Here is a 25,573-nt window from a genome sequence, read left to right as displayed (position 1 = left end):
GGTGCGGCACGGACCGATCGGTGTTATGAGCCCTGCGAGAGCTTTCTGCGGCTGCTTCGGGGCAGGATCAGTCTTGATCACGACTTTGTGATCAAGTAGGCCCCGACGTAACAAATTGAAAGAGCGGCCGAATTGCAATGGTGAGGGGCGCGCGTGCGCGGACGTGAGGACGAGTGGACCGACCTGATGCGGTCGGCCATGGCAGGCGATGATGCGGCGTATCATCGCCTGTTGAAGGCGGTCACGCCGGTGCTGCGCGCTGCCGCAAGGCGCGGCCTGGCGAGGGCCGGGCAGCCTCCCGATCAGGCCGAGGATATCGTGCAGGAGATTTTGTTGGCGGTGCATCTGAAGCGGCACACCTGGGATAGCGAAGCGCCCTTCGCCCCCTGGCTGTTCGCGATCGCGCGCAACAAGCTGATCGATGCGCTCCGGCGTCGCGGCCGGCGTGTCTTCGTCAACATCGACGATTTCGCCGAAACGCTGCCCGGCGAGACGCCGCAGGAGACGGCCTCGGCAGGCGAGGTCACCGCGCAGCTCAATACGCTGCCGCAGCGCCAGCGCGACGTGTTGCAGTCGATCGCCGTCGACAGCGCCTCGATCAAGGATACGGCGACGAAATTCTCGATGAGCGAAGGTGCCGTGCGGGTCGCGCTGCACCGGGGCCTTGCGGCCCTGACGGCCAAACTACGGGACCACTAGTCATGGACACCGATCAACTCATTCGCAGCCTCGCGGCCGACAATGCCCACCGTGCCCCGCGCGTCGGCGGCTTGCTGACCATGGGCCTGTTGGTGGCAGCGCCGTTCTCGATCCTGATTTTTGCAACCTTCCTGGGCGTGCGGCCGGACGTGATGACGGCGATGCACAACCCGTTCTTCGACACGAAGTTCGCCGTTACCTTGTCGCTCGCGATCCCCGCGATCATCATCAGCCTGCATCTGTCTCGGCCCGAAGCCTTGATGCGCGGCTGGGGCTGGCTGCTGTTGCTCCCCGTTGGGCTGCTTGCGGTCGCGATCGGCAGTGAAGCGATGATGACGCCGGCCATGCCGATGACGATGCGGCTCGTCGGCAAGAACTCGCGGTGGTGCATGGTGGCGATCCCGGCGATGTCGCTGCCGCTGCTCGCGGGCGCCCTGTTCGGTCTGCGCCATGGTGCGCCGTCGCGGCCGGCGCTTGCCGGCGCGCTCGCCGGCCTGTTGTCGGCCGGGCTCGCCGCGACGCTCTACGCCTCGCACTGCACCGACGACTCGCCGCTGTTCGTCGCGACCTGGTACACGATCGCGACCGCGGTCGTGACCGCGATCGGCGCGGCGGTTGGATCGAGGGTGTTGCGGTATTAATTTGCTCCCTAGGAGGAAGCACCAGACTAGCTCTCTTAGCCATTTGGCGTAGAGAGTCTCTTTTGCGTGATGCTCATCTTGCATGCAGCTGGACGTTGAGGAATGATCCCCTAGGGAGGGGCGATGCGCTTTTGTGGTCGCCGCAGCGGGGCAATGCTTTCTTTTTGGAAGGCCGAAGATTTTCGGCCGGAACCTCTTGGACTTATTGCAGCAGCGGACCATTGGGAACCGCCGAGCCGGATTGATCCCCGTGTTCTCGCGCTTGAGCAAGTCTTCGAAGCGCGAGATTGGGACTTTTGGGACCCGTTGTCTAAGCGGTCGGAAGCCCCCGCCCCCCTCCTCGGACGGCAGTCCGGCTGGTTCGACTATGTCGAACTTCCTCGTTTTGATGCGAGGGCTGCCGAACAGCCATTTGCACCGCCTCGTCATAGGCCCGAAGCCGAGGCTATGTCGGAGCGGAGAGCTCGATGGCTGCTAAGTCTGCTCGATGTTCCTGCCAAAAGTCGCCACAAGGAGCTCTATCAACAATTTGTTGAGCTGTTCGATTGTTTCAGTCACCCGTCATCCTTCAGAGCGATATCAGATCTAGCGCTTCACGATGTTACTGCAGATGAGATTCTCTGCGCGTTTCATTTGAAACTCGGTTGGAGCGAGAGCCCGAAATTCTGGAGTGTTCGCCGGTCAAGGTTGGGAGCGCCATTCGTTCCGGATTCCGGACGAGCGATGCTTACTTGGAGCAGAGCGGCGCGAATGGCGCTTTTGGCAAAAGGGTTGCCGGCCGAATGTATCATTCGAGATGACTGGTATGATGATTGGCTCTCAGTTCCATTTGGAGACCCAATGTTTTGGTCGTTTATTGATTATACGACCTTTCGACTAGAGGCGTTTTCCGCGGGTGCGCTCGATCTTCCTCACGAACTCAAACGGGATGGCGGGCAAGCTTCGTCTGCGAGCTTCGGAGGAAACTCTCTTGACGGTACGCTCCTTGGAACTCCTTCCCGTACGGGGCAGCTTGTGCGCCTAAACACCGATACGTGGGGGCTCTCACACCTAACAGCTAAAGCATCCGAAGTGGCCGCCAACTAAGTAACTAATTTAATGATTGATCAGCTTGTCCCTATCGAAGGCGCTTGGGTCTGTCGGCGATCCAATCCAAGCGAAATCGGCGTCGTTGTAGCCGCGAGAGAAACGTCGAACGGCCCCCTGATCGAGGTGGATTTTGGACCAAGCACTGGTAGAGGCACTTTGGGGCCCGATGAGTGGGGCTGTGGGCTTCAGATAGGGCATTGCGTCCAAGATGTACCTCTTTCCGGCGTTAGAGAAACTTTAGGCGCAGGAAGCGTCCTACATGTACGTGAGCTGGCGACCCGCTTGCAGGTTCTCGTCCAGTTGCATTCGACGGGTCAATCGATTTGGCTCCCGTTCGAGCGATTGCGTCGAATTATGGATCCGGAGCTTCTTTTTCGCCGAGCAGGTCCAATTGCCGAAAACGGAGCTGAGCGTTTCTCACTAAATATTATTGCGCATGCGCTGAGTAAGTGGAACGAGGCGACCGGAGCTCTAGATCGGCTCGACGTCGATCCCTTGCCTCACCAGATTTCGCTTGTTCATCGCATAGTGAACTCAGGACAGACAAATTGGCTTATTGCTGACGATGTTGGCTTAGGAAAAACTATAGAAGTGGGCCTGCTGTTGGCTGCCCTTGAGCGTCGGCAAAATCTGCGAAGAATTTTGTTCGTCGTTCCATCTGGCCTGACCCGTCAGTGGAAAGAGGAGATGCTTTCGAAGTTTGATCGGCGTTTTCTGATCTTTGGGTCAGATTTTCGTATCTCAGATCATAAAGAATGGGGGCTCTTCGAACGAGTGATCGTCTCGCTTGATCTGGCGAAGCCACGTGACGCCGAAGACGATGGAGCGAATGATTCAACATCGTTTGGTATGTTGTTGGCTGCTGGAACGTGGGATCTGATTGTTTTTGATGAAGCGCATAGGCTTGCACGGGACGATAGAGGACGATCTACGCTTCGATTTAAGCTGGCGCAGGCGCTGCGCTCAAAGACTGATAGGCTCGTCTTGCTCACAGGCACGCCACACCAGGGTGACACAGGGAGATTTCGAAATCTGCTGACGCTTGTGCGTCCCGATCTTGCGAAGGCAATAGCGGAGATTGAGACTGAACCAGACGTTGTTCAGGAGATAGTCCTTCGAAATCGAAAAATTGACGCGGTCGATCTGGATGGCGCTTTTCTGTTCAAAGGATTGATCGTTCGGCGCGCAACGATAGATCACGATCCTCAATTCGAGCTCCTTGAACGCCAGCTCCGTGATTATCTCCGTTTGGGCTATCGCGCGGGTGACTCTTTGGGCGGCGCCGAGGGTAGGGCGATTGGATTCGTCATGACGATCTATCGAAAGATGGCGTCTTCATCGATAGCGGCACTTTATATTGCGCTGAAGAATAGGTTTGAGCGGCTCACTGCACAAGGCGATGCGGACAACGCACAATATGCGGCGTTGGATGATGAAGAATCCGATGGAGATGATCAGCTAGATGAACGCTCTCGCGGACCGGGACGTGCTCCATTCTTCGAAACGGAAACGCAGTTGCTGCGCGATTTGATGGCCAAGGCAGCCGAGGCCATGAGGAATGACAAGAAGGGCGACGCTCTGGTTTCCCTGGTTCGAGACATTGTCCTTGTTCAGAAAAAGAAGGTTCTGATCTTTACGGAGTACCGGTCGACTCAGGCGTATCTACTCTATCGGCTGCAATCTATCTCCGGTGAGAAGCCTGAAATCATCAACGGTAGCAAGACTGTTGAAGAGAAGCGTGAGGCTATCAAGTCTTTTGAATCTGAAAACCCAATTCTCATATCAACCGAAGCGGGCGGTGAAGGTCTGAATCTTCACAAGGATTGCCACATAATGATCAACTACGACCTTCCGTGGAATCCTGCGAGAATTTCGCAGCGGATAGGTCGCCTCTATCGCTATGGGCAAAAACAACAAGTGATCGTAATAAACTTCCTTGCGCGAGATACTATCGACAATGAAATAGTCTCGATTTTGTTTGAGCGGCTTGACACGATCGTCCGAGAGATGGCGACTGTTGGTCCTGAGTTCGATGAGCGCTACGCGGCAGATATTCTTGGTGAGCTGCTGGAGCGCGTGGACATTACTGCACTGATCGAGGAGGCGCAGAACGGGCGTGTCGATCGGACGCAAGATCGTATCGACGCTGCTTTGAATCAAGCAAAGAGGGCGAAGCTAATTCAAGACGATGTATTGAGTTTGGCTGCGTCTACAGGAGCGTTGGATTTGGAGTCTCTCGGTCAATATGCGACTGTGGATGTTGCAGCTTTTATCAAGCGCGCGACTCCCTTCTTTGATATCGAAATTGAGGAAACGGGAGACCGAGAGAGATTTACGATGCGCCTGCCAAGTCATATGAGAGGCAGGTTTGCGGAATTTGGTGGGAGAACTGTCGTTAGCGCCACGACACGCCGAGCTGACTGGATCCCAGGCGAACGTGTACTGGTCGATTTCTCAACCCAGTTTCTGAATTGGCTCATCGGAAGTGTAACAGCCGATCACTTTAACGGAAGCTATGCGGCTCTCGCCAGCCAAGGAGCGGAAGAGTTTATTGCAGCATTTTTGGCGAGGTTTCAAAACGATCAAGGTCACACTCTGAGCGAGAGGTTGATCGTGCTAACTCAGGAGTCGGGATCCGCTCCTGCTGTGAACACAAGTATTGTCAGGCGGCTCTTGTCCCGAGGTTGCGAGGACGGCGAGCCGAGAGCGAGAGATTCTGCCGATCGGAAGCGGCAAATGGATCTCGCTCGGGATCATGCTGAACTGCTGATGGCTCAAGAGCTGACGCGATTTAAGCATCCGAATGACTTGGTGACCTTGGCGGCGGGCGAAATTCAGAGCATATGAAGGCACAATTCGGCGGCCAGTTGCGAGGGACTTGATCGCCAAGAAATTATGAGACTCTCTTTTGCTCAAAGGTGTGGTTAGTCCAACCTCAGGCCGCGGACGTCGTGTTCTGCATGCGGTGGAAGCGCAGCACCTGCTGAGCCGTCGAGCTGCGCAGGGCTTCGTAGGTATCGCGCAGGATCAGCATGTCGGTCTGCGAGCCGCCGGAGAGCTTTTCGCGCATGGCGATGATCGCGCGCACGCTCGACCATTGCATGCCGGCGACCTTGGCGAGGATCATCACGCCCTCGGTCCGGCTCTCGATCATCATGTTTTCGGCGGTCTCGACCGAAACGCCGGCCAGTGCCGCGAGCCCCGCATTGGTCTCGTCGAACTTGCCCTGCTCGGCGAAAGTCGTGACCTGGAATTCGTTGAGACGGCCGTCGTCGTGAAGTGATTTCACCAGCGCGCGCGCCATTTCGGTCTGCCGGGTCATCGCGGCGGCCCGGACCCGCTGCGCCGCTTCCTGGACCACGCTCGACACTTCGTCGGCGAGCTCCGGATGAGCGGCCTCCAGCTTCCTGCGCACGCTCAGGGAAGCCTTGGCGATCAGCTTCAGATAATGATGGCGCGGCAGGTCGGGCCGCACGCCGATGCAAGTGGCAAGATCGTCGTCGCGTTCGGCGCGCGTCACGAGGTCGGTGAGGCTGCCCTCGGAGAGCTGCGCACCCGGATTGCTGACGGTCGACTGCACCACGTCGTTGTTGCCGCGGCTCACCAGCACGTCGGTCAGCGCCTCCGACAGCACCCGCCGCAGCGAGATCGCCTTGAGATGGGCCTGGCTCTTGCTGCGCGCGATCTCGATCAGGGTCGTCTCGTCCAGCCGCTCCGACTTCGTCAGCACGGGGCCGGCGACCTCGATCACATCGTCGAGTGCGAGCGTGCGGATGATCTGGGGCGGTGCGGCCGGGATCGGCGCGAGCCGGTCGGCGAGCAGCGCTTTTGCCGAGGTCTCGATCTGCTCGATCAGGCACTGGAACACGTCGTCGAAGACGCGGACATGGTCGTCGGAATAATCCACCGCGTTGTTGACGAAGAGGTCGGTGACGCGGCGTAGCGTCTCGACCCGGCGCGCGACGGTGCCGTGCGAAAGCGCCGACTGCAATTCCTCGAGCAAATTCTCGGATGACTTGACGGTTTTAGAGTTCATAGCCCTGTCCTGGAGCGTTCGGTCCGGCGGCGTATTCTCACGCACCGGCGGGAAATGGATCGGTCAGCTCGTAGCAATGCGGTTGCGCCCTTGCGCCTTGGCGGAATAGAGCGCGCTGTCGGCGCGCGCGAGAAACGTGTCGGCAGTATCATTGTCGCGCAGCGTCACGACGCCGGCGGAAATCGTCACGCGCATGCCGGGCGAGAATGCGCTCCAGTCGAGCTCGGCGACGATGCTGCGCAGCCGATCGAGCATGCGCGATGCGGCCTCGCTCGCGGTGCCGGGCAGCAGCAGCAGAAACTCCTCGCCGCCATAGCGGCCGAAACGGTCGTCGGGCCGGATATTGGCGAAGATGGTGATGGCGAAGGTGCGCAGCACCTCGTCGCCGACGGGATGGCCGTGGGCGTCGTTGATGCGCTTGAACCAGTCGAGATCGATCAGCGCGATGGCGCAAGGCGCGGTCGCCTGCCGCGACTTTTCCATCTCCGCGTCGAGAAGTCGCATGATGCAGCGGCGATTGTAGGAGCCGGTCAGCTCGTCGAGCTCGGCGAGCTCCTCGATGCGTCGATAGGCATCTTTCAGCTCGATGCTGCGCCGGTAGAGGATCTTGCGCAGCGTGGCGCCGAACAGGCCGAGGAAGGCGCACTGGCCGATCACCAGCATGAAGCAGAGCATCGAGGCGGTCCGCTGCAGCCGCGTCGCCACGGGCATGCCGATCGGCAGGTCCGAGCCGAGGAACACGGCCGCAAGTGCTGCGGAGGCGAGTGCCCAGGTCAGCATCGCCTGGGCCGAGGTCATGCGCAGCGTGCCGAATGCGAAGATCAGGAACAGCACGCTGATGAAGGCGATGCCGATCGTCGGTACCGACAGCAGGAACACGAACTGCAGCGCCATATGCGCCGAGATCTGGAACACCGTGAGATAATGGTCGGTGTGCTTGTCGCCGACGCCGGCCTCCGACATCACCACGAAGATGCCGATGATCGAGAGGCCACCGACCCAGAACAGCGACGGAACGTTGATGTGAACGGCGCCGTCATAGGCGTAGAGCAGCAGGACAGAGGCGCCGAGGGAGTAGCTGACGACCTGGCCGATATACATCTGCCGGCGCTGACGGATCCGCCGCGCCAGCACCTCGGGCGCAGCCGCCTCGGGCGTGAGGACGAGATCCGCGACCTCTGCGGCATTCCTCTCCGGAAAGGACGTCGCGGCCGTGCTCATGGTCCCGCCAATGGTGGATGTCAGCCGAAAAAATCTACGTGGCAAGCCTTTAGGTTTGGTATCCTTTTGCACCGAATCCGGGGGACATGGCGCGGGTGAGGGGCTCGTGCAGTGCGGGATTTTGCGGCCGGTTAGGCATCGCAGGCGATATCGCGGACCAAATCCGGCCCCGTGCGACATAAGGTGCACAGGGCCGTGTTATGGACCGGGCCCGGCCGGGCCGTCCGTTCAGGCTCACGGCAAATCCGCGAGAGAGTGTTTCCGTATTATGTTACCGTTCTGCAGCGAAGCGGCCAACTGCCACGGGTGGGATAAGGAAATTGCGCGTATGTGTGGTAGATCACACGCATCCCCGTATGACTGCGGTAGGTTGAAGAATTTCACCCCTCCCGTCGAACCGTCCCCCGCATCGACCCGACCAACTTTGCGAGACGGCCTTTGAGCGTGACACAGGCGGCTACGGACGAGGTCCTTATCGCCAGGATCGCTCAGGGCGACCGTCTTGCCATGCAGGTGCTGTACGGGCGGCACCATGTCAGGGTGTATCGGTTCGGGCTGAGGCTCGTGCGGGACGAGCAGACGGCGGAAGACCTCATCAGCGAGGTGTTTCTCGACGTTTGGCGTCAAGCCGGCAAGTTCGAGGGCCGATCCGCCGTTTCCACCTGGCTGCTGGCAATCACCCGATTCAAGGCCCTGTCTGCGCTTCGGCGCCGAAAGGATTTTGAACTGGACGACGAGGCCGCCAATGCGATCGAGGATTCGTCCGACAATCCAGAAACGGTGGTCCAGAAAAAGGATACCAGTGAAGCGTTGCGGGAGTGTCTGACGGGCCTCTCGCCGGACCATCGGGAAATCGTCGACCTCGTCTACTACCACGAGAAGTCCGTGGAAGAGGTGGCCGAGATCGTCGGGATCCCGGAGAACACTGTGAAGACGCGCTTGTTTTATGCGCGCAAGAAATTGGCCGAACTGCTGAAGGCAGCCGGCATTGAGCGAGGCTGGCCATGATGGCACTGAGCAAGAAGATGCTGGAGCAAGAGCCCGGTGAGATCGAGATGCTGCTGCCGTGGCACGCCGCCGGCACGCTGAACGCGCGCGATGCCCGCCGTGTGGAAGAAGCGCTCGCCAGCGATCCGGCGCTCGCGAAGCAATATGCGGCGATCCGTGGCGAATACGAAGAGACCATTCATTTGAACGAGAGCCTGGGCGCTCCGTCGGCGCGCGCGATGCAGAAGCTGTTTGCCGCGATCGACGCCGAGCCGGAGCGGGCGACCAGTTCGCTGCCGTTGTCGGCGCGCGTTGCCACCTTCTTCGCCAGCCTGTCGCCGCGCACGCTGGCCTGGTCGGCGAGCCTTGGCGCCATCGCGCTGCTGCTGCAGGCCGGCATCATCGGCGCCGTGCTGATGAAGACCCAGACCTCGACCTTCCAGACCGCATCGCTGTCGACCGGCGCGCCGATCACGCGCGAACTCGGGGCGGCGGCTCCTGCGCGGGCGCTGGTGCGCTTCACGCCCGAGGCGCGCGTGGCCGATATCACCGCGCTGCTCGACAGCTACCAGGCCTCGATCATCGGCGATGCCAGAGGCGGCATGTTCCGCCTGCAGTTCGACAAGGCGATGAGCCAGGACGAGCTCACCGCGCTGCTCGGCAGGATGCAGCGCGAGAAGTTCGTCAACCTCGCCGTGGCGGCGCCTTAAGCGCGCCGCTGCACCAATGACGCGCAAGTCCGAGAGTCAGTTGCGAGCCGGGGCCTACGCTTCGTCGGTCGGAGCCGCGCTCCTGCTCGCCGCCTGCCTCGGCATCGAGGTGGCGCACGCCCAGGCGATCATGCGCACGCCGACCATCAGCGTGCCCTCGCGAACACCGACCATCAGTCCAAGCATTGCCGCCAGGGCGGTCAGCGTCGATCGCGGTCCGCACGTGGTGACGACCGCCCGGATCTCGGCGCGGATGGCGACGACCCCGGTGCTGCCCTATGCGCGCTACTCGCCGAACCTCTATCCGACCTGCACGGCGGCCTATCGCGATGCCGACGGCGAGTGCCTGGGGCAGCCGAGCGGAGGCGGCGACGGTTCCGGCAAATCGACCAGGAAGAGCGCCGGCAAGGGGCGCGGCAACAATACGCCGGTCGCCGTCAATCTGCGCAGCTTCGCCAACGAATTCGTGGCCGAGATCGACAGCGCGCTGTCGCTGACGGAGGCCGATGAACTCGCGCGGCGCCACGGTTTGAGGCGCGTCTCTTCGGAGAATTTTCCGCTGATCGGGGCCACGGTCGGCTTGTTCCGTATCGCCGACGGCCGGCAGTATGAGACGGTGCGGCGCGAATTTGCCGCCGACGGCGGCGTGCGATCGCTCCAGCCGAACTTCCGCTACCTGCTCCAGGACCAGAAATCGGCGGTGCCGAGCGAGGGTGATCCGGCCCAATACGTGCTGCCGAAGCTGCGCCTGCCGCAGGCGCACACGCTGGCGCACGGCGCCAATGTCACGGTGGCCGTGATCGATTCCGGCATCGACGCCAAGCACCCCGAACTCGCCAACTCCATCGCCGACAATTTCGATGCGCTCGGCAGCAGCGAGGGCCCCCATATCCACGGCACCGGCATTGCCGGCGCTATCGTGGCGCATGCGAAGCTGATGGGCAGCGCGCCGGAAGCGCGCATCATCGCCATTCGCGCCTTCGGCGGCACCACCGGCAGCGCCGAGAGCTCGTCCTACATCATCCTGCGCTCGCTCAATTACGCAGCCGAGCACGGCGCCCAGATCGTCAATATGAGCTTTGCCGGTCCGAAGGACGCGGTGATCGAGCGTGCGATCGCGGCAACTGCCGCGCGGGGCCTGGTGCTGATCGCGGCCGCCGGCAATGCCGGCGCCAAATCGCCACCGCTTTATCCCGCCGCCAATCCCAACGTGATCGCGGTCAGTGCGACCGACCAGCAGGACAGGCTGTTCACCGCCTCCAACCGCGGCAACTACATCGCGCTGGCGGCGCCGGGCGTCGACATCTTCCTGCCGGCGCCGGATGGCAAATACCAGATGACGTCGGGCACCTCGTTCTCGGCCGCCTATGTCTCCGGCGTCGCGGCGTTGCTGCTCGAGCGGAACTATTCCCTGAAGCCGGAAGCGCTGCGCATGACGCTGTCGAAGACCGCGCGTGACCTCGGTTCACCCGGGCGTGATGATCTCTTCGGCGACGGCGAGCCCGATGCGTTCGCCGCGGTCATGGCGGTTCCGGTCGACAACACGACGCCGGTCGCGGCTGCGTCCGGTACAACTAAACGTGAAGATGCCGAGAAGCGCCGCGACGACCCCGGCATCCGCGCAATCGAGCAGCCCTCGCTGTCGAGCGCGACCGATAAATCCACGGTTTCTCAGGTGGATAGGCCGGCGGCGCGATAGTGCCTGCGACAACATTGCGCGTCGGCCAAAGGTTAAAAAATCGAGCGCCACTTTGAACGTTCAGCCTGCTGCCACGACCAATTTATGTGGGAGCGGTCATCCCTCCCCATCAGTCATATTAGGCGCGAGCGCCCATCCACCCCAAGCGCCCATATGGCTCGACCCGTCCGGTTGTCCCCCCGGACGGGTCTTTTCTTTTGGGCGTCCGACTTCTTGAAGCGTGATTCGAGATCACCTCGCGGTTGAGCGATCGTCGTGATGAATCGGCAACGACAGCTGGCAAGCCCGCTATGCTTGCGCGAAGCTTGACTCGAAAAGCCCTGAAAACTCCGCACGACTACGGTCTTTCGTGACGACGGCCGTGTCGTTGCTGGACAAGTCAAAACTTTTCCACAAAATATTCATGTCGCGCCTAAATTGATTCGTGTGCGTTGCGTCGCGTCCGTATTTTCTCCTGACGGGCTGATTTATGACTCATCGCCATGGCGCGGCTGGAAGCCGCGAGCTTGCCGCGCGCTGGTGCGCTCTCGCCGAACAGCGGCTGGAACATCTCTCCGAAATGTTCGAGACCGGACGCTGGCGCCGCTATCACAGCGAGCTGGCATTCCTCGAAAACATCCAGGAAGCCAAGCGCGCGGTCCAGACCTGGCGCGCCCTCGCGAATGGCGGGGACGTCGCCGCCGCTGCCGCGAGCGTGACGTCCGCATTCGGCTGGTCGCCCGCGACCATGCCCCGCGTGTTCCCGCGCGAGCAGGCCCAGACCATGCAGCCCAAAGCCGTGCAGCCCAAGGCCGTGCAGCCCAAGGCCGTGCAGCCCAAGGCCCTGCAGCCCAAGGCCGTGCACATCGCGCCCGAGACCGTCGTCCCGGTTGCGCTCGAGCCCACGCTGGATGTGCTCGCCGAAATCCTCGCGGCACCGATTGCACCGGTCGCCGTACCTGCATCAGCCGAGGTGGCTGCTTTGATGGCGTCGTTCACCGCGCCCCCCAAGATGCCACCACTGAAGGCGCCCGCCGCGCGGGCGTCGGTCGCGGCACCTGCCGTCAGATCACCGGTCGCCGCGTCCATCGCAGCTGCGCCGCGCACCGCGCCTGCAGTGAAGCCGCCGCTTGCCGCATCTGCAGTACCACCGGTCGCCGCGCCTGCGGTGAGGCCACCAGTCGTCATGCCCGCTGCAATGGCGACGCTGTTGCCGCAATTCGCCCCGCCGGCCGAGGAAATCGTCGCAGCCCCCGAGCGCGTTGTCGAATTCACCTTCAGCCTCGACGGCCTCGAAGCAAAGTACCCGCTGCTGCGGAATGCGTTCTGAGGCCTTGGAAGCGAGGGCGGCGCTTACTGCCGCACCGCGTTGCCGCCGACCACCACCTGCGCAAAGCGTTGGGCGCCGTCCGCCGACAGGTCTGACGTCACGGCGCGCGCATGGTCCAGCCCGACCACGGCGCCGCGCGGGGTTTCCGAGATCATGTTGTTGTTGACGAGCGCGGTGCCCGCGCCCGACACCACGGACACGCCGACGCCGGCCAGCACCTTGCGGATCACATTGCCGGAGATGACGACGTCGCGCAGATATTTGCCCCAGCCGGCGACGATGCCGTAGGACGGCGCATTCTCGATCACATTGCCGGTGACCGAGGTGTCGGCTTCGATATAGATGCCGACGCCGGCATCGTCGTCGGGCGCGGTCCCGATCGGGCGCTTCGGGATCAAATTGCGGATGATATTGCCTTGAACCACCGCGATGCGGCCGCCTTCGTTGAAATTGCAGACGGAGACGCCGACGGCGGCGCCATCGACGGTGTTGTTGGCGATCACCGCGGCCTCGAACGCGAATTCGGAATAGAGCGCGACCTCGCGCACGTCGCTGACGCTGTTGCCGGTGATCTGGATATTGGAGGCCGAGTTGCCGCGCACCGCGGAGTAATCGCAGTTTTTGATGCGGTTGCCGCGCACGATCACGTTGCCGGCGCGGAAGGCGTTGATGGCGTTGCCGTACTGGCCGGAGCCGCCGGGGCCGGCCTTGATGCCCTCGATACGGTTGTCCGCGACCAGCGTGCCGTCATCTCCGATCGCGGTGCGCAGGATTTCGATGCCGTTGTCGTTGGTGCCGATGATGGTGTTGCGGGACACGGTGAGGCCTTTGGCGTCGAACGAGACCACCGCCGTCACGGCAATGTTGGTGAAGACGTTGCCGGAGATCTCGCCGGACACCTGCTCCAGCCAGATGCCGCTGCCGCCGGAACCGGTGATCTCGCAATCGGTGATGCGGACGCCGCGGCCGCCGAGGACATGGACCAGCCCGCGCCGCGTCGGCAGTGGAATGCTGCCGCCGTCGAAAGTGAGGCCGGTCAGCCCGACCGAGTCCGATCCGTCGCTCTGAATCGCCGAGGCCCCGCCGGTGAAGATCAGCTTCGTCGCGCCGCGCACGCCGATCAGTTGCGCGCCATTTGGCAGCCGCAGCAATCCGGTTCGGTAGATGCCGGGCGGAAGCGCAAGCGGCATCTGCGCGCGCGAGGCCTCGTCGATCGCGCGCTGGAGCGTGCGTGTCTGATCCTCGGCCGCGCCGGGCCGCACGCCATATTGGGTCGCATCGCGGCCGAGCAGGGAGGTCAGCGGCGCGGCGCGCGCGGCGTCGACAGGTATGTAGAGCGCACCGGCGATGCCGGCGGTCGAGGCTCCAATGAGATGACGGCGATTGAGGTCCATGACGCGTCCTTCGGCGGACGCGGGAGGTCCGCGGGGATTAGGTAGCGCAGGGCGGAAGGGGTCGTCGGGATTGTTCGTAGTAGGGTTAAATGTTTACCGCAGCGGAGGTGCCGTAGGGTGGGCAAAGCGACTTGTCCGCCGGAGCTCGAAGAGCGAAGGCGGAAGCGTGCCCACGATTGACGGCAGATGGAACGAGATCGTGGGCACGGCGCAAGGGCGCCTTTGCCCACCCTACGAGGCCTGCGTGTTCCGCGTCTTCCGTGCCAGGTTCACCATCTCCATCAGCATCGCTTCCCCGGCATCCACCAGTTCGTCCAGCGTGATCCGTGGAAATCCCTTGCGCCGCACGGCGCCGCTGCGCGCTAGCAAGGGAATGTGGATGAACGCAGCAAGCTTTGGTCCACCGCCGCGCACGTTCTCGATCGCGCGCCAGCTCAGATAGTTGCAGAGATAGGCGCCGGCATCGCGTGAGGGCCGTGCGTCGATGCCGGTGAGACGCGCGGCGCGCAACAGCCTTGCCGTGTGCGGGCCGAACGTCATCGCGTCAGCATGACCGGCGATGCCGCGCTTGCTGGAGCGGGTGTTGGCGGCATCGGGCCACAGCATCGTGACGGCGTTGCGCGCGCGGCTCTCGATGCGCAGGTACGGCGTGCGCGCCGCGAGGCCGAACATCAGCAGCGCATGCGGCTTCACTTTCGCCAGCACTTCCGGCAATTGCCGGTCCACTGCAGCATAGGTCACCGGAAAGATGTGGCGCGATAGCGTGACGCCATCGAGCGCGGGGCGGCGCAATTGCGCCAGCCGCGCCACCAGCGGCTGGGTCGGATTATGCGGCGCGCCGGGAAACGGGCCGAAGCCGGTGAGGAGAATGCGGAGCTGGTCGCTCATTGCAGCAACCCCAATATCTGTTCGGCGGCGAGCGCCGGCGTCAGGTGACCGTCGGCGACCTCCGCCTCGATCTTCTTCACCTTGGCCCGCACCGATGCCTCGCTGCGCAGCCGCGCCAGCATGCGCTGCTCCAGCATCGACCACATCCATTTCACCTGCTGGTCGCGCCGGCGCGCGGCGAACTCGCCGGACGCGTTCATTGCCGTGCGGTGTTCGAGGATCTTCTGCCAGAGCTCGGCAATGCCGGTGCCGGCCAGCGCCGAATAGGTGACGACCGGCGGGTGCCAATGTTCCGACCGAGGGCTGAGGATATGCAGCGCGCCGCGATAATCGGCCGCGGTGATGTTGGCGCGCTTGAGATTGTCGCCGTCGGCCTTGTTGATCGCGATCATGTCGGCGAGCTCGACCAGGCCCTTCTTGATGCCCTGCAACTCGTCTCCGCCGCCTGGCAGCATCAGCGCGAGGAAGAAATCGGTCATGTCGCAGACGGCGGTCTCGGACTGACCGATGCCGACGGTCTCGACCAGCACGACGTCGAAGCCGGCGGCCTCGCACAGCAGCATCGCTTCGCGCGTCTTGGCCGCGACGCCGCCGAGCGTGCCTGACGACGGCGAGGGGCGGATGAAGGCATCGTCGGACGACGACAGTTGCGCCATCCGCGTCTTGTCGCCGAGGATCGAGCCGCCGCTACGCGCCGAGGACGGATCGACCGCGAGCACCGCGACCTTGTTGCCCTGTTCGATCAGGTAGGTCCCGAGCGCATCGATGGTGGTGGATTTGCCGACGCCGGGCGAGCCGGTAATGCCGACGCGAACCGCCTTGCCGGTATCGGGCAGCAGCATCTGGACCAGCTCACGCGCCTGCGCCTGATGATCGCCACGCCGGCTCTCCACCAGCGTAATGGCTCGCGCCAGCGTCGCGCGATGGCCGGCGCGCAAGTCGCGGGCGAGGGCGGTGATATCAAGCGAAGTCTTCTTCTCAACCATGCCCTGCTTTACAACGGCGCGCGCAGGCAGGCGAGTGCCCGCGGGACAAAGCACGCGTGGTTACGTCAGGCCTTGGCAAAACCCGCCGCCTTCATCGCCTGGCCCATCTGGCTATCCGCCTGGTCCATGAAGGTCTCGAACTGGCCGGCATCGCGCCAGACGGTGCCAAACCCGCGTCCGGTCATGAAGTCCTTGAATGCGGGGGAATCGTACACGTTCTTCAAGGCCGCGGTCAGCTTGGCGGCAACGGCCGGAGGCAAGTACTTCGGGCCGCCGATGCCACGCCACGAGCTGGTGGAATAGTCGACACCGATCGTCTCCTTCAGCGTCGGGACGTCCGGGAAGATCGGATTGCGCGCATGCGCCATGATCGCGAGGCTCCGGGCCTGGCCGGCCTCGATGGTGGCGCGTGCTTCCGGCACCGAGCAGGTGGTGAGATCGAGGCTGCCCGCGACGAGATCCTGCATGGCCGGTGCTGCACCATTCGACGCCGACCACGCGACCTGGTTGGCCGGCAATCCCATTGCCTGCATCCAGCCGACGAGGGCGAGATGCCAGATGCCGCCTTGTCCGGTGCCTGAAGCCTTGAACCGTCCGGGAGGTGCCAGCTTGATGGCGTCCATCAGCTCCTTCACCGTCTTGTAGGGCGAGGACGTCGAGACCTGGATGCCCGGCGGGTCCTCGTTCACCAGCGCCAGCGGCGTAAAATTCCGCGGCGTCAGCTGCGTCAGGGCTTGCCAATGCAGCATTGCGATTTCCACGGTCAGCGTGCCGATCGTGTAGCCGTCCGGCGCTGCGGTTGCGATCTCGGCATGGCCAATTGCGCCGGATCCGCCGGTGCGGTTGACGACGTTGAACGGCTGGCCGAGCTCCTTCTCCAGCAGCGTCGCGACGATGCGCGCGGTCGCATCCGTGCCGCCCCCCGCACCCCACGGCACGATCAAGGTCACCGGCCGCGCCGGATAGGCTTGCGCGCGCGCAGGTGAGAGGAGGGTGGACGTGGCGGCGGCCACAGAAGAGGCCGCGAAAATGCGGCGCGTAATTCCTGGCATCAATAATCCCGGCGGCGCCCTCGGGAATCGGGCTGGTCAATGCAATATGCTACGCGGCTTTGCAGGGATGTCGCAAGCGGCCGCCCAACGGCGCCGTGAGCAACGGTTCCGCTGGAACTCATTGCGGCTGGTCGGCATCGCCTTTTGGCCGCGTGCCGCCGAAGATGCGCGCGCCCTCCGCCGTGAGATAGGGCTTCAACGTCTCCCACGGAACGAATGCGACATATTGGCCCTCGGCATAGGGGCCGACCGCATAGGGCGGGTAGTGGAAGGTGAGGCCGGAGCTCTTGCCTGGTTCGGTCGACGGCGCGAGCGTCGCCGCGCCGATCTTGAGCAGGCTGGGCTCCACGCCCTTGAACCATTCCTCAGTCGCTGTCTCGCTGGTGTCGCGCTTCTTCTTCTCGATTCTGAGCGAGGCGATCACGGCCTTTACCATCGCCTTCATGGTGGGGCCGTTGTCGGCGGTCTCGGCGAAGAACGGGCGGATCGAGATGCGCTTGTTCTCGGACTTGTCCCACAGCACCGTGTTCACGTCCGAATTAGGATGGGCGCCATGGGTGTCCATATAGTCGTCACGCAGGAGGCTGACATAGCGGTCGGCAACGACGGAGCGGATCGAATATTTGCGCTCAAAGTCCCAGCCGCCGTCCTTGAAGAATTGCGGGTCCTGCTTGCGTGAGGCAGCCGCGTCAGCCGCGTTCTTGTCGAGCCATTTCCTGCCCTCGGCAAGGCAGTCGGCCGCGAGTGGCGCGTCGGCCTTGATCTTGTCGTCGAGGAAGACACGCGCCTCGATGTTTCTGTTCTTGACGACGGCGTCGGGCTTGGGATCGGCCGCGAGGGAGGGGGATGTAAGCGCGATCGTCGCGATGGCAAAAAGGCTCGCGAGCCATTCTGCCCGCACGTTTGCACGATATGTCACTTCAATATCCATCAATTTTACATCCGACCGCCGTCGACGCGTTCGGACATCGGCATGAGCATAATGATCGCAAGATGAACCGGCGCAGAACGCGCGGCGCGAACACCGGGACGTGAAGATTGGTCGCAGCAGCCCGTCCGCCGGTTTGATGCGGGCGCCCAGGCGCGGCGGAGCTATTCCGCCGCCTCGCTATGCCCGAGCCGGGCGTTCAGCTTGCGGATCAACTCCTCGGCCGCGTCCGCGATCACCGTGCCGGGCGGGAAGATGGCTTCGGCGCCGGCCGCATAGAGCGCGTCATAATCCTGCGGCGGCACCACGCCGCCGACGATGATCATGATGTCCTCGCGGCCCTGCTTCTTCAGTGCGGCCTTGAGTTCAGGCACGGCCGTGAGATGGGCGGCGGCGAGCGAGGAGACACCGAGAATGTGAACGTCGTTCTCAACGGCCTGTCGCGCGGCTTCGTCGGCGGTGGCGAACAGCGGCCCGATGTCGACGTCGAAACCGATATCGGCGAAGGCAGACGCGATCACCTTCTGGCCGCGGTCATGGCCGTCCTGGCCGATCTTGGCGACCAGGATGCGCGGGCGGCGGCCTTCCGCCTCCTCGAAGGCGTCGATCAGCGCCTGAACCTTCTCGACCTGGTTGCCCATGCTGGATGCTTCCCGCTTATAGACGCCGGTGATGGATTTGATCTCGGCGCGGTGCCGGCCGAACACCTTTTCCATCGCGTCCGAAATCTCGCCGACGGTCGCCTTGGCCCGCGCCGCGTCGATGGCGAGCGCGAGCAGATTGCCGTTGCCTTCGCCGGCCGAGCGCGTCAACGCGGCGAGCGCGGCCTCGACGTCCTTCTGGTTGCGCTCGGATTTCAGCCGCGTCAGCTTGTCGATCTGCAGCCGGCGGACATTGGTGTTGTCGACCTTGAGAATGTCGATGGCGGCTTCGTCCGATGGCTTGAACTTGTTGACGCCGATCACGGCCTGCTTGCCGGCATCGATGCGCGCCTGGGTCTTGGCCGAGGCCTCTTCGATACGCAATTTCGGCACGCCGGCTTCGATCGCCTTGGCCATGCCACCGAGTTCCTCGACCTCCTGGATATGGCCCCACGCCTTCGCGGCGAGATCGCGCGTGAGGCGCTCGACGTAGTACGAGCCGCCCCAGGGATCGATGATGCGGGTGGTGCCGCTCTCCTGCTGCAGGAACAGCTGGGTGTTGCGGGCGATGCGCGCCGAGAAATCGGTCGGCAGGGCCAACGCTTCGTCGAGCGCATTGGTATGCAGCGACTGGGTGTGGCCTTGCGTGGCCGCCATCGCCTCCACCGTCGTGCGCATCACGTTGTTGAAGACATCCTGCGCGGTCAGCGACCAGCCCGAGGTCTGCGAATGCGTGCGTAGCGACAGCGAGCGCGGGTCCTTCGGATTGAACGGCTTCAAGAGCTTCGCCCAGAGCAGGCGCGCGGCGCGCAGCTTGGCGACCTCCATGAAGAAGTTCATGCCGATCGCCCAGAAAAACGACAGGCGCGGTGCGAAGCGGTCGACGTCGAGACCCGCGGCAAGTCCGGCGCGCAGATATTCGACGCCGTCGGCGAGCGTGTAGGCGAGCTCGAGATCCTGCGTCGCACCGGCTTCCTGCATGTGATAGCCGGAAATCGAGATCGAATTGTACTTCGGCATCTTCTGCGACGTATAGGCGAAGATGTCCGAGATGATCCGCATCGAGGGCGCGGGCGGATAGATGTAGGTGTTGCGCACCATGAACTCTTTCAGAATGTCGTTCTGAATGGTGCCCGACAGCTTTTCCGGCGCGACGCCCTGTTCACCGGCGGCAGCGACATAAAGCGCGAGGATCGGCAGCACCGCGCCGTTCATGGTCATGGACACGCTCATCTGATCGAGCGGAATGCCCGCAAACAGCGTGCGCATGTCGTAGATGGAGTCGATCGCCACGCCGGCCATGCCGACGTCGCCGCCGACGCGCGGATGATCTGAGTCATAGCCGCGGTGGGTGGCGAGATCGAAGGCGACCGAGAGGCCCTTCTGTCCGGCCGCAAGATTGCGGCGGTAGAACGCGTTGGAGTCCTCTGCCGTGGAGAAGCCGGCATATTGCCGGACGGTCCAGGGCTGGTTGACATACATGGTCGGGTAGGGGCCGCGCAGGAACGGTGCGATGCCCGGATAGGTGTCGAGGAAATCGAGCCCGGCCAGATCAGCCTCGCCATAAGCAGGTTTTACGAGAATACCCTCGGGCGTGAGCCACGGCTCGGCGCTGCCGGTCGGAGCGGCGCTTGCGGTCCGCTCGAAGGCGACATCGGCGAAATTGGGAATGCGGGTCATTCCTTGGATTCCTCAAACCTGCGGTGATGCTCGATCAGCCGCTGCAAATTCTTCTTGTAAGCGGGATTATCCGACGACCGGTTCTCAGTCATCATACCAGTCCCGCTCCACAGAAGCCGGGCGAGCAGCTTCCCGACGTTCGCCTTCCACTCTGTCAAGCCGAGCAGTATTTCTCCCAGCGCCTGAAGCATGGCATAGCCTACCACGGATTGATCTCAATCATGATCCGGATGCTGATGGCTGACGATGGTCGCCATCTTCTCCGGCCCGTAATTCTGCTGTGTGGTCTGGCTCGGCAGATTGGAGATGCCAACCACCCAGCCCAGGCGAGACTCGCTTCCATATTGTCGCGTCGGCACCAGGCGATCGGGCCGGTCGAACGCGCCCGTCATGATCTCGATCCGCTCGCCGTCGATGCGGCCGAAGCTCAGCGGCGTGCCGCAGGCGGCGCAGTAGCCGCGGTCGGCGATCGTGGAGGAGCGGAAGAACGACGGCTTGCCCTTGGTCCAGGCGAAATCGGTGCGGTTGATGTCGGCGAAGGAGGCGAATGGCGCGCCGCTCGCCTTCTGGCACATCCGGCAGTGGCAGATCGAAACCCGGTTCGGTGTGGCCGAAATCGCAAAGCGCACCGCGCCGCATTGGCAGCCGCCGGTGAGAACGGGTTTGCTCGTATCGGTCATGCCTGTTCCATCCGCAAATAAGCGTCCTGCAACGTGGCGAGCGCGTCGCCGCCGGCAAACACGAAGCCGGTGACACCGGCCGCCCGCAGCGCCGCCTCGGCCTCGGTCGGACGGCCTGCGAGATAGATATGTCGGCCGCCTGCCGTTTGCAGGGCCCTTGCCGCCGCCTCGGCGTGTTCCGCATAGACCTTGTCGCTGGAACAAAGGCAGGCGAGCGCAGCGCCGGAGGCCTTGAAGGCGGCGGCGAGCTTGGCCGGATCGGCAAAACCCTCGCTGTCGACCGTCTGGATGCCGCTGGCCTCGAAGAAGCTTTTTGCAAAGGTCGCGCGCGCGGTGAAATCCGCCGGCGTGCCGAGATTGGCCAGGAATACGCTCGGCCGCGTGCCGCGCGCTTTCAACGCTGCATCGGATTTGTCGCGCAGCGCTTCGAACGGCGCGGCGAGGCGCATCGGCGCCAGCGCATCGAATTTGCATTTCGGCTCGCCGGAGGGCGGCAGCGCGATCGGCTTCACGTCGAGCACGGTGGCGTCGGCCTCGTGCAGATTGGGAAACTCGCTGGCGCCGGTCAGCACGTCGCGGCGCTTTGCGATGTTGGCCTCGCGCGCCTTGCGCGTGGCTGCGACCTTGCTCTGGAACAGGCCCTGTTGAAGAGCGGCGAAGGCGCCGCCGGCTTTCTCGGCCTCCTGGAACAACGCCCATGCCGTCGCGCACAGTTCCGACGTCAGCGTCTCGATGCCGCCGGATCCCGCCGCGGGATCGCTGACTTTTGCGAGGTTGCTTTCTTCCAGCAGCAGCAGTTGCGTGTTGCGCGCCACGCGCCGCGCGAACGGGTCAGGCAGCCCGCGTGCCAGCGTATGCGGCAGCACGGTGATTGCGTTGGCGCCGGCAAGCCCGGCAGCGAAGGTCGCGATGGTCGCACGCAGCATGTTCACATAGGGATCGCGCTGCGTCAGCATGCGCCAGGCGGTTTCCGCGGCGATGAAAGCGGGCCGAGGCGCGAGGCCGCACGCCTGCTCGACGCGGGCCCAGAGCTGCCGCAAGGCGCGGAACTTGGCCATGGTCAGGAACTGGTCGGCGTCGGCGCTGAGCCGGAATGAAACGGCTTGTCGCGCGACATCGAGATCGATGCCGCCGCGCTCGAGCATGCGCAGATAGGTCGCACCGAGCGACAGCACGAATGCCAACTCCTGGGCCTCGGAACCGCCGGCGTCGTGGACGGGACGGCCGTCGGCGAGCACGAACGGACCTTTGAAGCCGCGCCCGATCAGGCCCGACACGATGCGCGCAAAGGGTGCTTCGTATTCCGACCATGGCGCGAGCGCGGCGCCGCGCACGGCGAACGTGCTCAGGGCCTGGTAGTTGAAGCGCACGTCGATCCCAGCGGGATCGAGCTTTTTGGCCTCGACCATATCGGCGAACAGCGTGCCGGCATCCTGCCGGCCGGCCACCGGGTTGAGCGAGATCGCGACGCCGGCATCGAGGAACACGCCGTCGAACAGCCGCGCCAGCGTTGCCGGATCGGCGTCGATGACACCGAAGCCGCGTGCACCCGGTCCTCCGGCGAACTCGATCTCGAGGCCCGTCGCCCCGTTCTCCAGATCCTGCAAGGCTTGCGCATTCGCCGCCGCCGCATCGGGATGATCGACCCGCTGCATGATCAGCCATGGTGCAGCCGCCGCGCGCCCCGTCAGCAGCGCGGCGCCCTTGGTGCGCGGATAGAGCGGCTGGATCTTCAGGCCGTCATAGGTCTTGCCGACCAGCTTCTCGAATGGCGCGCCCTTCAGCACACCGTCGACCAGCTTGCGCCAGTCCGCGTCCGTCGCCTTGGGAAAATCGGCCGCCAGCGGCAGATTGTCAGTCACGGAGGTCATACGGCCAAGGGCTCCCAAACGTCTCGTTATTCGCAGGCGAAATTGCCACGGCCGGCCCTCCCTGCAAACGGTTGTTTTTGGTTAACCGGTATCCGAAAGCCGCTCAATGCCTTGCGTCGAGACGCTGGCGAGGCCGTCACGCACACGAATGCCCGAGATCACGCGGTCGGGCGCGATTTCGGCCAGCGGCACCAGCACGAAGGCGCGCTCGAACAGCCGCGGATGCGGCAGGGTCAGGTCGGGCTTTTGAAACGACACATCGTCATAGGCGATCATGTCGAGATCGAGCGTGCGCGGGCCCCAGCGCCGATCCTTGTCGCGCGTGCGGCCGAATTTCTGCTCGACTTTCTGCATGACGAACAATAGCGCGTGCGGATCGAGGTCGGTCTCGATCTCGACGCAGGCGTTGATGAAGGGATCCTGGTCCACGTCGCCCCAGGGCGGCGTGGTGTAGTCCGACGAACGCGCGATAACCGCGGCTTGCGCCATGCCGCAGATATGGGCGATCGCCTTGCGGAATGTCGCTCGGACATCGCCGACATTGCCGCCGAGTGCGATCAGCACGCTCGCCATGTCAGGGGTGCCGCGAGCGGGTCAGCATGATGCCGACATCGTCGAAGATCGCGGCGATCGGCGCATGCGGCTTGTGCACGGTGATCTTCACGGCGCGGATGCGCGGGAAGTGCGACAGGATGGCGTCGGCGACCGCACCGGCCGCGCGCTCCAGCAGCTTGTAATTGGTGTTCTTGAACGCCGCCGTCGTGGTCGCCACCACGTCGGCATAGGACACGGTGTCGGAGAGGCGGTCGCTGCGCGAAGGCTCCGACAGGTCGGTGTAGAGCTCGAGGTCGATGACGAAACGCTGGCCGACTTCGGTCTCGTGATCCATCACGCCATGGCGCGCGTGGATCGACAGGCCGGTCACGAAGATCGTATCGGTCATTGCTTGCTCTCGATTGCGTTGGCGACCCGCAGGGCCTGCAGGGTCTCGGCGACGTCATGGGTCCGGATGATCTTCGCGCCCTTCCGGGCTGCGATCAGATGCGCGGCGATCGATCCGGCGAGCCGCTCTTTCGGCTCTGACGGCGACACCGAGGCGATGAAACGCTTGCGCGAGGCGCCGACCAGGATCGGCAGGCCGAACATGTCGAGCTCGTGCAGCCGCGCCAGCGCGATCATGCTCTGCTCGGCGGTCTTGCCGAAGCCGATGCCGGGATCCAGCACGATTCTGTCGCGTGCGATGCCGGCTTTCGCGGCGATATCCAGCGAGCGCAGGAAGAACGCCTTCATGTCCGCGACGATGTCGATGGCGGAATCGACGCTGTCGCGGTTGTGCATGACGATGACGGGGACGCCGCGGGCAGCGACCACCGGCGCCATATCGGCGTCGCGCTGCAACCCCCAGACGTCGTTGGCGATGGCCGCGCCCCGGTCGAGCGCGAAGGCCACCACCTCCGCCTTCATGCTGTCGATCGAGACGGGAACGCCGAGCGCGACGATGTCAGACAGCACCGGCTTCAGCCGGGACAACTCGTCCGCCGCGGTCACCGGCTGGGCGCCCTTGTAGGGCCGGGTGGATTCGGCGCCGATATCGATGATGTCGACGCCGGCCTCGATCATCGCCCGCGCCCGTGCCAGCGCCTGGTCCGGCGCGATAAAGTCGCCGCCGTCGGAAAAGGAATCCGGCGTCACGTTGAGCACGCCCATCACCGCCGGCAGAGGCCGGTCGAGCAGCGTCCGCAGCGCATCTGGCCCGGCCGAGCCGGCCGGCGGGACGGATGGGGAGGGCGAGGCGTTCATGCGCGTGGCTTTGCGCGGTCGGGGAGGGGGAGTCAAGGCCAATACCCTCACTGTCATTGCCCGCGAAAGCGGGCAATCCAGTACTCCGAGGCAGTGCGGTAATACGGAGGCGCTGCGGCGTACTGGCTACCCCGCATTCGTGGGGTATGACATCGAGAGTAACGCGGCTCGTCGTATGCCGAGCGAGAGGCCTAATACGTGATCTTCGGCGGCAGCTTCCTGGCCTTGGCGATGATGTCGCCGACCGACTTCTCGGAGGGAAGGATGCGGACGAGCTTTCTGCGATCGTTGGCCTCGCGCATGCTCTGCGCCAATCTTGCCGGATTCCGATAAGCGAGCTCGCGCACCGTGGTGACGCCGGCGGCGCGGACCAGGCCGACCTTGGCCCGGCCCATGCCGGGAATGCGCATGTAGTCGGAGACGTTGGCCCACTCCAGCAGCGACTGCTCGCTGATGCCGGTCTTGGCCGAGAGCGCCTTGCGGCCCCTGGCCGTGCTCGCGGCTTCCAGCAGCGCGTCGGTCGTGCGGATCCCCTGCGCCTTCAACTTGTTGGCGGCAAAGGCCGGCAGGCCCTCAATCTCTGAGATCGGATATGTCATGATACTCAATATGAAATGCGTCGCTCAGGCGAATTGGCTAAGGCCCGGCGTGCCCGCGATGATCTTGCCCATCTGATCCGCTCCGATTTTGTCTCGACCAAAACGAAAAAGTTCACGCGCAATGGTTTGGATGTCGGACATGCCAAGCCCAAGGCCCATCAGGCGCGTGCCGACGGCCATCAGGCCGCCGCCCATCAGCCGCGACAGTCCGCCACCGCTCTTGGACGCCTCGATCGCGCCTTCCGCACCGGGGATTTGGTCGATCAGAGCCTGCACGCTGTCGGGAGGACCTTCGCTGCGGAGGAAACCCAGGATAATGCCGACGGTCTTTTCAGCGACAGCACTATCTATGCTGGCGTTTGCCGCCAGCTGTCCGATCAGCTCGTCCATATGGGCCTGCCCCTCAGCCGGTTCACATGCCGGAGAATATTTTCGAAAAACGATCTTGAGCCGGTGCGATGTGAAATACAAGCGATGAACGCACGCAACGTTCCGAAGACGCAAAAAGTGTTGCAGCGATGCAAGAGCGGAGAAGGAATCCGTGAAAAATTGCCGCGGTGCGAATGTATCACTCCGACTTTTGGCGCATGCCGCGCGCGGTGTCTCCGACAATGTCGCATGTGAACGCCGTCTTGAACGGTTTCAATCGGCTCGCGACATGCG

General features: G+C 63.5%; 24 protein-coding genes. 8 read left to right on the top strand and 16 right to left on the bottom strand.

The window, feature by feature from the left end:
- The first annotated feature begins 153 nt into the window (after nucleotides 1–153).
- The 4 genes from QA645_RS29835 to QA645_RS29820 all read left to right on the top strand — a co-directional run bounded on the left by QA645_RS29835 (nucleotide 154) and on the right by QA645_RS29820 (nucleotide 5,276).
- Nucleotides 154–699, top strand: a complete 546-nt coding sequence (locus QA645_RS29835; protein ID WP_254130135.1) for a sigma-70 family RNA polymerase sigma factor — start codon at nucleotides 154–156, stop codon at nucleotides 697–699.
- Between the two features lie 2 nt (nucleotides 700–701).
- Nucleotides 702–1,340, top strand: coding sequence for a DUF1109 domain-containing protein (locus QA645_RS29830; protein WP_283044946.1), 639 nt, complete (start codon nucleotides 702–704; stop codon nucleotides 1,338–1,340).
- Nucleotides 1,341–1,463: 123 nt separating this feature from the next.
- Entirely contained in the window at nucleotides 1,464–2,426 is a 963-nt protein-coding gene (locus QA645_RS29825; RefSeq protein ID WP_283044945.1) for a hypothetical protein, read from the top strand.
- A 285-nt stretch (nucleotides 2,427–2,711) separates the two neighbouring features.
- Nucleotides 2,712–5,276, top strand: a complete 2,565-nt coding sequence (locus QA645_RS29820) for a DEAD/DEAH box helicase (protein ID WP_283044944.1) — start codon at nucleotides 2,712–2,714, stop codon at nucleotides 5,274–5,276.
- An 88-nt stretch (nucleotides 5,277–5,364) separates the two neighbouring features.
- On the opposite strand, the gene QA645_RS29815 is transcribed toward QA645_RS29820, so the two are convergent.
- Nucleotides 5,365–6,465, bottom strand: a complete 1,101-nt coding sequence (locus QA645_RS29815) for a DUF2336 domain-containing protein (protein ID WP_254130137.1) — start codon at nucleotides 6,463–6,465, stop codon at nucleotides 5,365–5,367.
- A 63-nt stretch (nucleotides 6,466–6,528) separates the two neighbouring features.
- Nucleotides 6,529–7,686 carry a GGDEF domain-containing protein gene (locus QA645_RS29810; RefSeq protein ID WP_254130138.1) on the bottom strand — a complete coding sequence of 386 codons (1,158 nt, stop codon included), beginning with the start codon at nucleotides 7,684–7,686 and terminating at the stop codon, nucleotides 6,529–6,531.
- 438 nt (nucleotides 7,687–8,124) lie between these two features.
- Between QA645_RS29810 and QA645_RS29805 the strand changes: the two genes are divergently transcribed.
- The 4 genes from QA645_RS29805 to QA645_RS29790 all read left to right on the top strand — a co-directional run bounded on the left by QA645_RS29805 (nucleotide 8,125) and on the right by QA645_RS29790 (nucleotide 12,391).
- On the top strand, nucleotides 8,125–8,694 hold the full coding sequence (locus QA645_RS29805; protein ID WP_200517090.1) for a sigma-70 family RNA polymerase sigma factor: 570 nt from the start codon (nucleotides 8,125–8,127) through the stop codon (nucleotides 8,692–8,694).
- Entirely contained in the window at nucleotides 8,691–9,383 is a 693-nt protein-coding gene (locus QA645_RS29800) for a hypothetical protein (RefSeq protein WP_254130139.1), read from the top strand. The genes QA645_RS29805 and QA645_RS29800 overlap by 4 nt, the downstream gene beginning before the upstream one ends.
- Before the next feature lie 16 nt (nucleotides 9,384–9,399).
- Nucleotides 9,400–11,082: a S8 family serine peptidase gene (locus QA645_RS29795; protein WP_283044943.1), complete on the top strand. Its 1,683-nt coding sequence runs from the start codon at nucleotides 9,400–9,402 to the stop codon at nucleotides 11,080–11,082.
- A gap of 469 nt (nucleotides 11,083–11,551) precedes the next feature.
- Nucleotides 11,552–12,391, top strand: a complete 840-nt coding sequence (locus QA645_RS29790; RefSeq protein WP_283044942.1) for a TIGR03809 family protein — start codon at nucleotides 11,552–11,554, stop codon at nucleotides 12,389–12,391.
- Between the two features lie 23 nt (nucleotides 12,392–12,414).
- Here the strand turns inward: QA645_RS29790 and QA645_RS29785 are convergent, their stop codons facing one another.
- From QA645_RS29785 to QA645_RS29720, 14 genes are all read right to left on the bottom strand, one after another.
- Complete coding sequence (locus QA645_RS29785; protein ID WP_283044941.1) at nucleotides 12,415–13,785, bottom strand: TIGR03808 family TAT-translocated repetitive protein; 1,371 nt, start codon at nucleotides 13,783–13,785, stop codon at nucleotides 12,415–12,417.
- Between the two features lie 231 nt (nucleotides 13,786–14,016).
- A complete protein-coding gene (locus QA645_RS29780; protein WP_254192747.1) occupies nucleotides 14,017–14,673 on the bottom strand; it encodes a pyroglutamyl-peptidase I in 657 nt (218 codons plus the stop codon).
- On the bottom strand, nucleotides 14,670–15,659 hold the full coding sequence (meaB, locus tag QA645_RS29775; RefSeq protein WP_283044940.1) for a methylmalonyl Co-A mutase-associated GTPase MeaB: 990 nt from the start codon (nucleotides 15,657–15,659) through the stop codon (nucleotides 14,670–14,672). The genes QA645_RS29780 and meaB overlap by 4 nt, the downstream gene beginning before the upstream one ends.
- A gap of 65 nt (nucleotides 15,660–15,724) precedes the next feature.
- Nucleotides 15,725–16,711 (bottom strand): tripartite tricarboxylate transporter substrate binding protein, encoded by a 987-nt coding sequence (locus QA645_RS29770; protein ID WP_283044939.1) that lies wholly within the window; start codon nucleotides 16,709–16,711, stop codon nucleotides 15,725–15,727.
- A 118-nt stretch (nucleotides 16,712–16,829) separates the two neighbouring features.
- Nucleotides 16,830–17,579 carry an RsiV family protein gene (locus tag QA645_RS29765; RefSeq protein WP_283053414.1) on the bottom strand — a complete coding sequence of 250 codons (750 nt, stop codon included), beginning with the start codon at nucleotides 17,577–17,579 and terminating at the stop codon, nucleotides 16,830–16,832.
- A 224-nt stretch (nucleotides 17,580–17,803) separates the two neighbouring features.
- Nucleotides 17,804–19,960 (bottom strand): methylmalonyl-CoA mutase, encoded by a 2,157-nt coding sequence (gene scpA / locus QA645_RS29760; protein WP_283044938.1) that lies wholly within the window; start codon nucleotides 19,958–19,960, stop codon nucleotides 17,804–17,806.
- On the bottom strand, nucleotides 19,957–20,166 hold the full coding sequence (locus QA645_RS29755; protein WP_283044937.1) for a hypothetical protein: 210 nt from the start codon (nucleotides 20,164–20,166) through the stop codon (nucleotides 19,957–19,959). Before QA645_RS29755 ends, scpA begins: the two co-directional genes overlap by 4 nt.
- A 9-nt stretch (nucleotides 20,167–20,175) precedes the next feature.
- Entirely contained in the window at nucleotides 20,176–20,640 is a 465-nt protein-coding gene (locus QA645_RS29750) for a GFA family protein (RefSeq protein ID WP_254130148.1), read from the bottom strand.
- Nucleotides 20,637–22,511: a methylmalonyl-CoA mutase subunit beta gene (locus QA645_RS29745; protein WP_283044936.1), complete on the bottom strand. Its 1,875-nt coding sequence runs from the start codon at nucleotides 22,509–22,511 to the stop codon at nucleotides 20,637–20,639. Before QA645_RS29745 ends, QA645_RS29750 begins: the two co-directional genes overlap by 4 nt.
- An 81-nt stretch (nucleotides 22,512–22,592) precedes the next feature.
- Complete coding sequence (gene folK, locus QA645_RS29740) at nucleotides 22,593–23,084, bottom strand: 2-amino-4-hydroxy-6-hydroxymethyldihydropteridine diphosphokinase (protein ID WP_254130150.1); 492 nt, start codon at nucleotides 23,082–23,084, stop codon at nucleotides 22,593–22,595.
- Nucleotide 23,085: 1 nt separating this feature from the next.
- Nucleotides 23,086–23,454, bottom strand: coding sequence for a dihydroneopterin aldolase (gene folB / locus QA645_RS29735; protein WP_097662915.1), 369 nt, complete (start codon nucleotides 23,452–23,454; stop codon nucleotides 23,086–23,088).
- Nucleotides 23,451–24,311 (bottom strand): dihydropteroate synthase, encoded by an 861-nt coding sequence (folP, locus tag QA645_RS29730; RefSeq protein ID WP_283044935.1) that lies wholly within the window; start codon nucleotides 24,309–24,311, stop codon nucleotides 23,451–23,453. Before folP ends, folB begins: the two co-directional genes overlap by 4 nt.
- A 191-nt stretch (nucleotides 24,312–24,502) precedes the next feature.
- Entirely contained in the window at nucleotides 24,503–24,910 is a 408-nt protein-coding gene (locus QA645_RS29725; protein WP_283044934.1) for a DUF4332 domain-containing protein, read from the bottom strand.
- Between the two features lie 24 nt (nucleotides 24,911–24,934).
- Nucleotides 24,935–25,300 carry a DUF2267 domain-containing protein gene (locus QA645_RS29720; RefSeq protein ID WP_254130153.1) on the bottom strand — a complete coding sequence of 122 codons (366 nt, stop codon included), beginning with the start codon at nucleotides 25,298–25,300 and terminating at the stop codon, nucleotides 24,935–24,937.
- Between the last annotated feature and the right edge of the window lie 273 nt (nucleotides 25,301–25,573).

The sequence above is a fragment of the Bradyrhizobium sp. CIAT3101 genome, assembly GCF_029714945.1.
Lineage (GTDB): Bacteria > Pseudomonadota > Alphaproteobacteria > Rhizobiales > Xanthobacteraceae > Bradyrhizobium.
The sequence above is the reverse complement of the archived record's forward strand: the minus strand, read 5'-3'. Positions and strand labels throughout refer to the sequence as shown.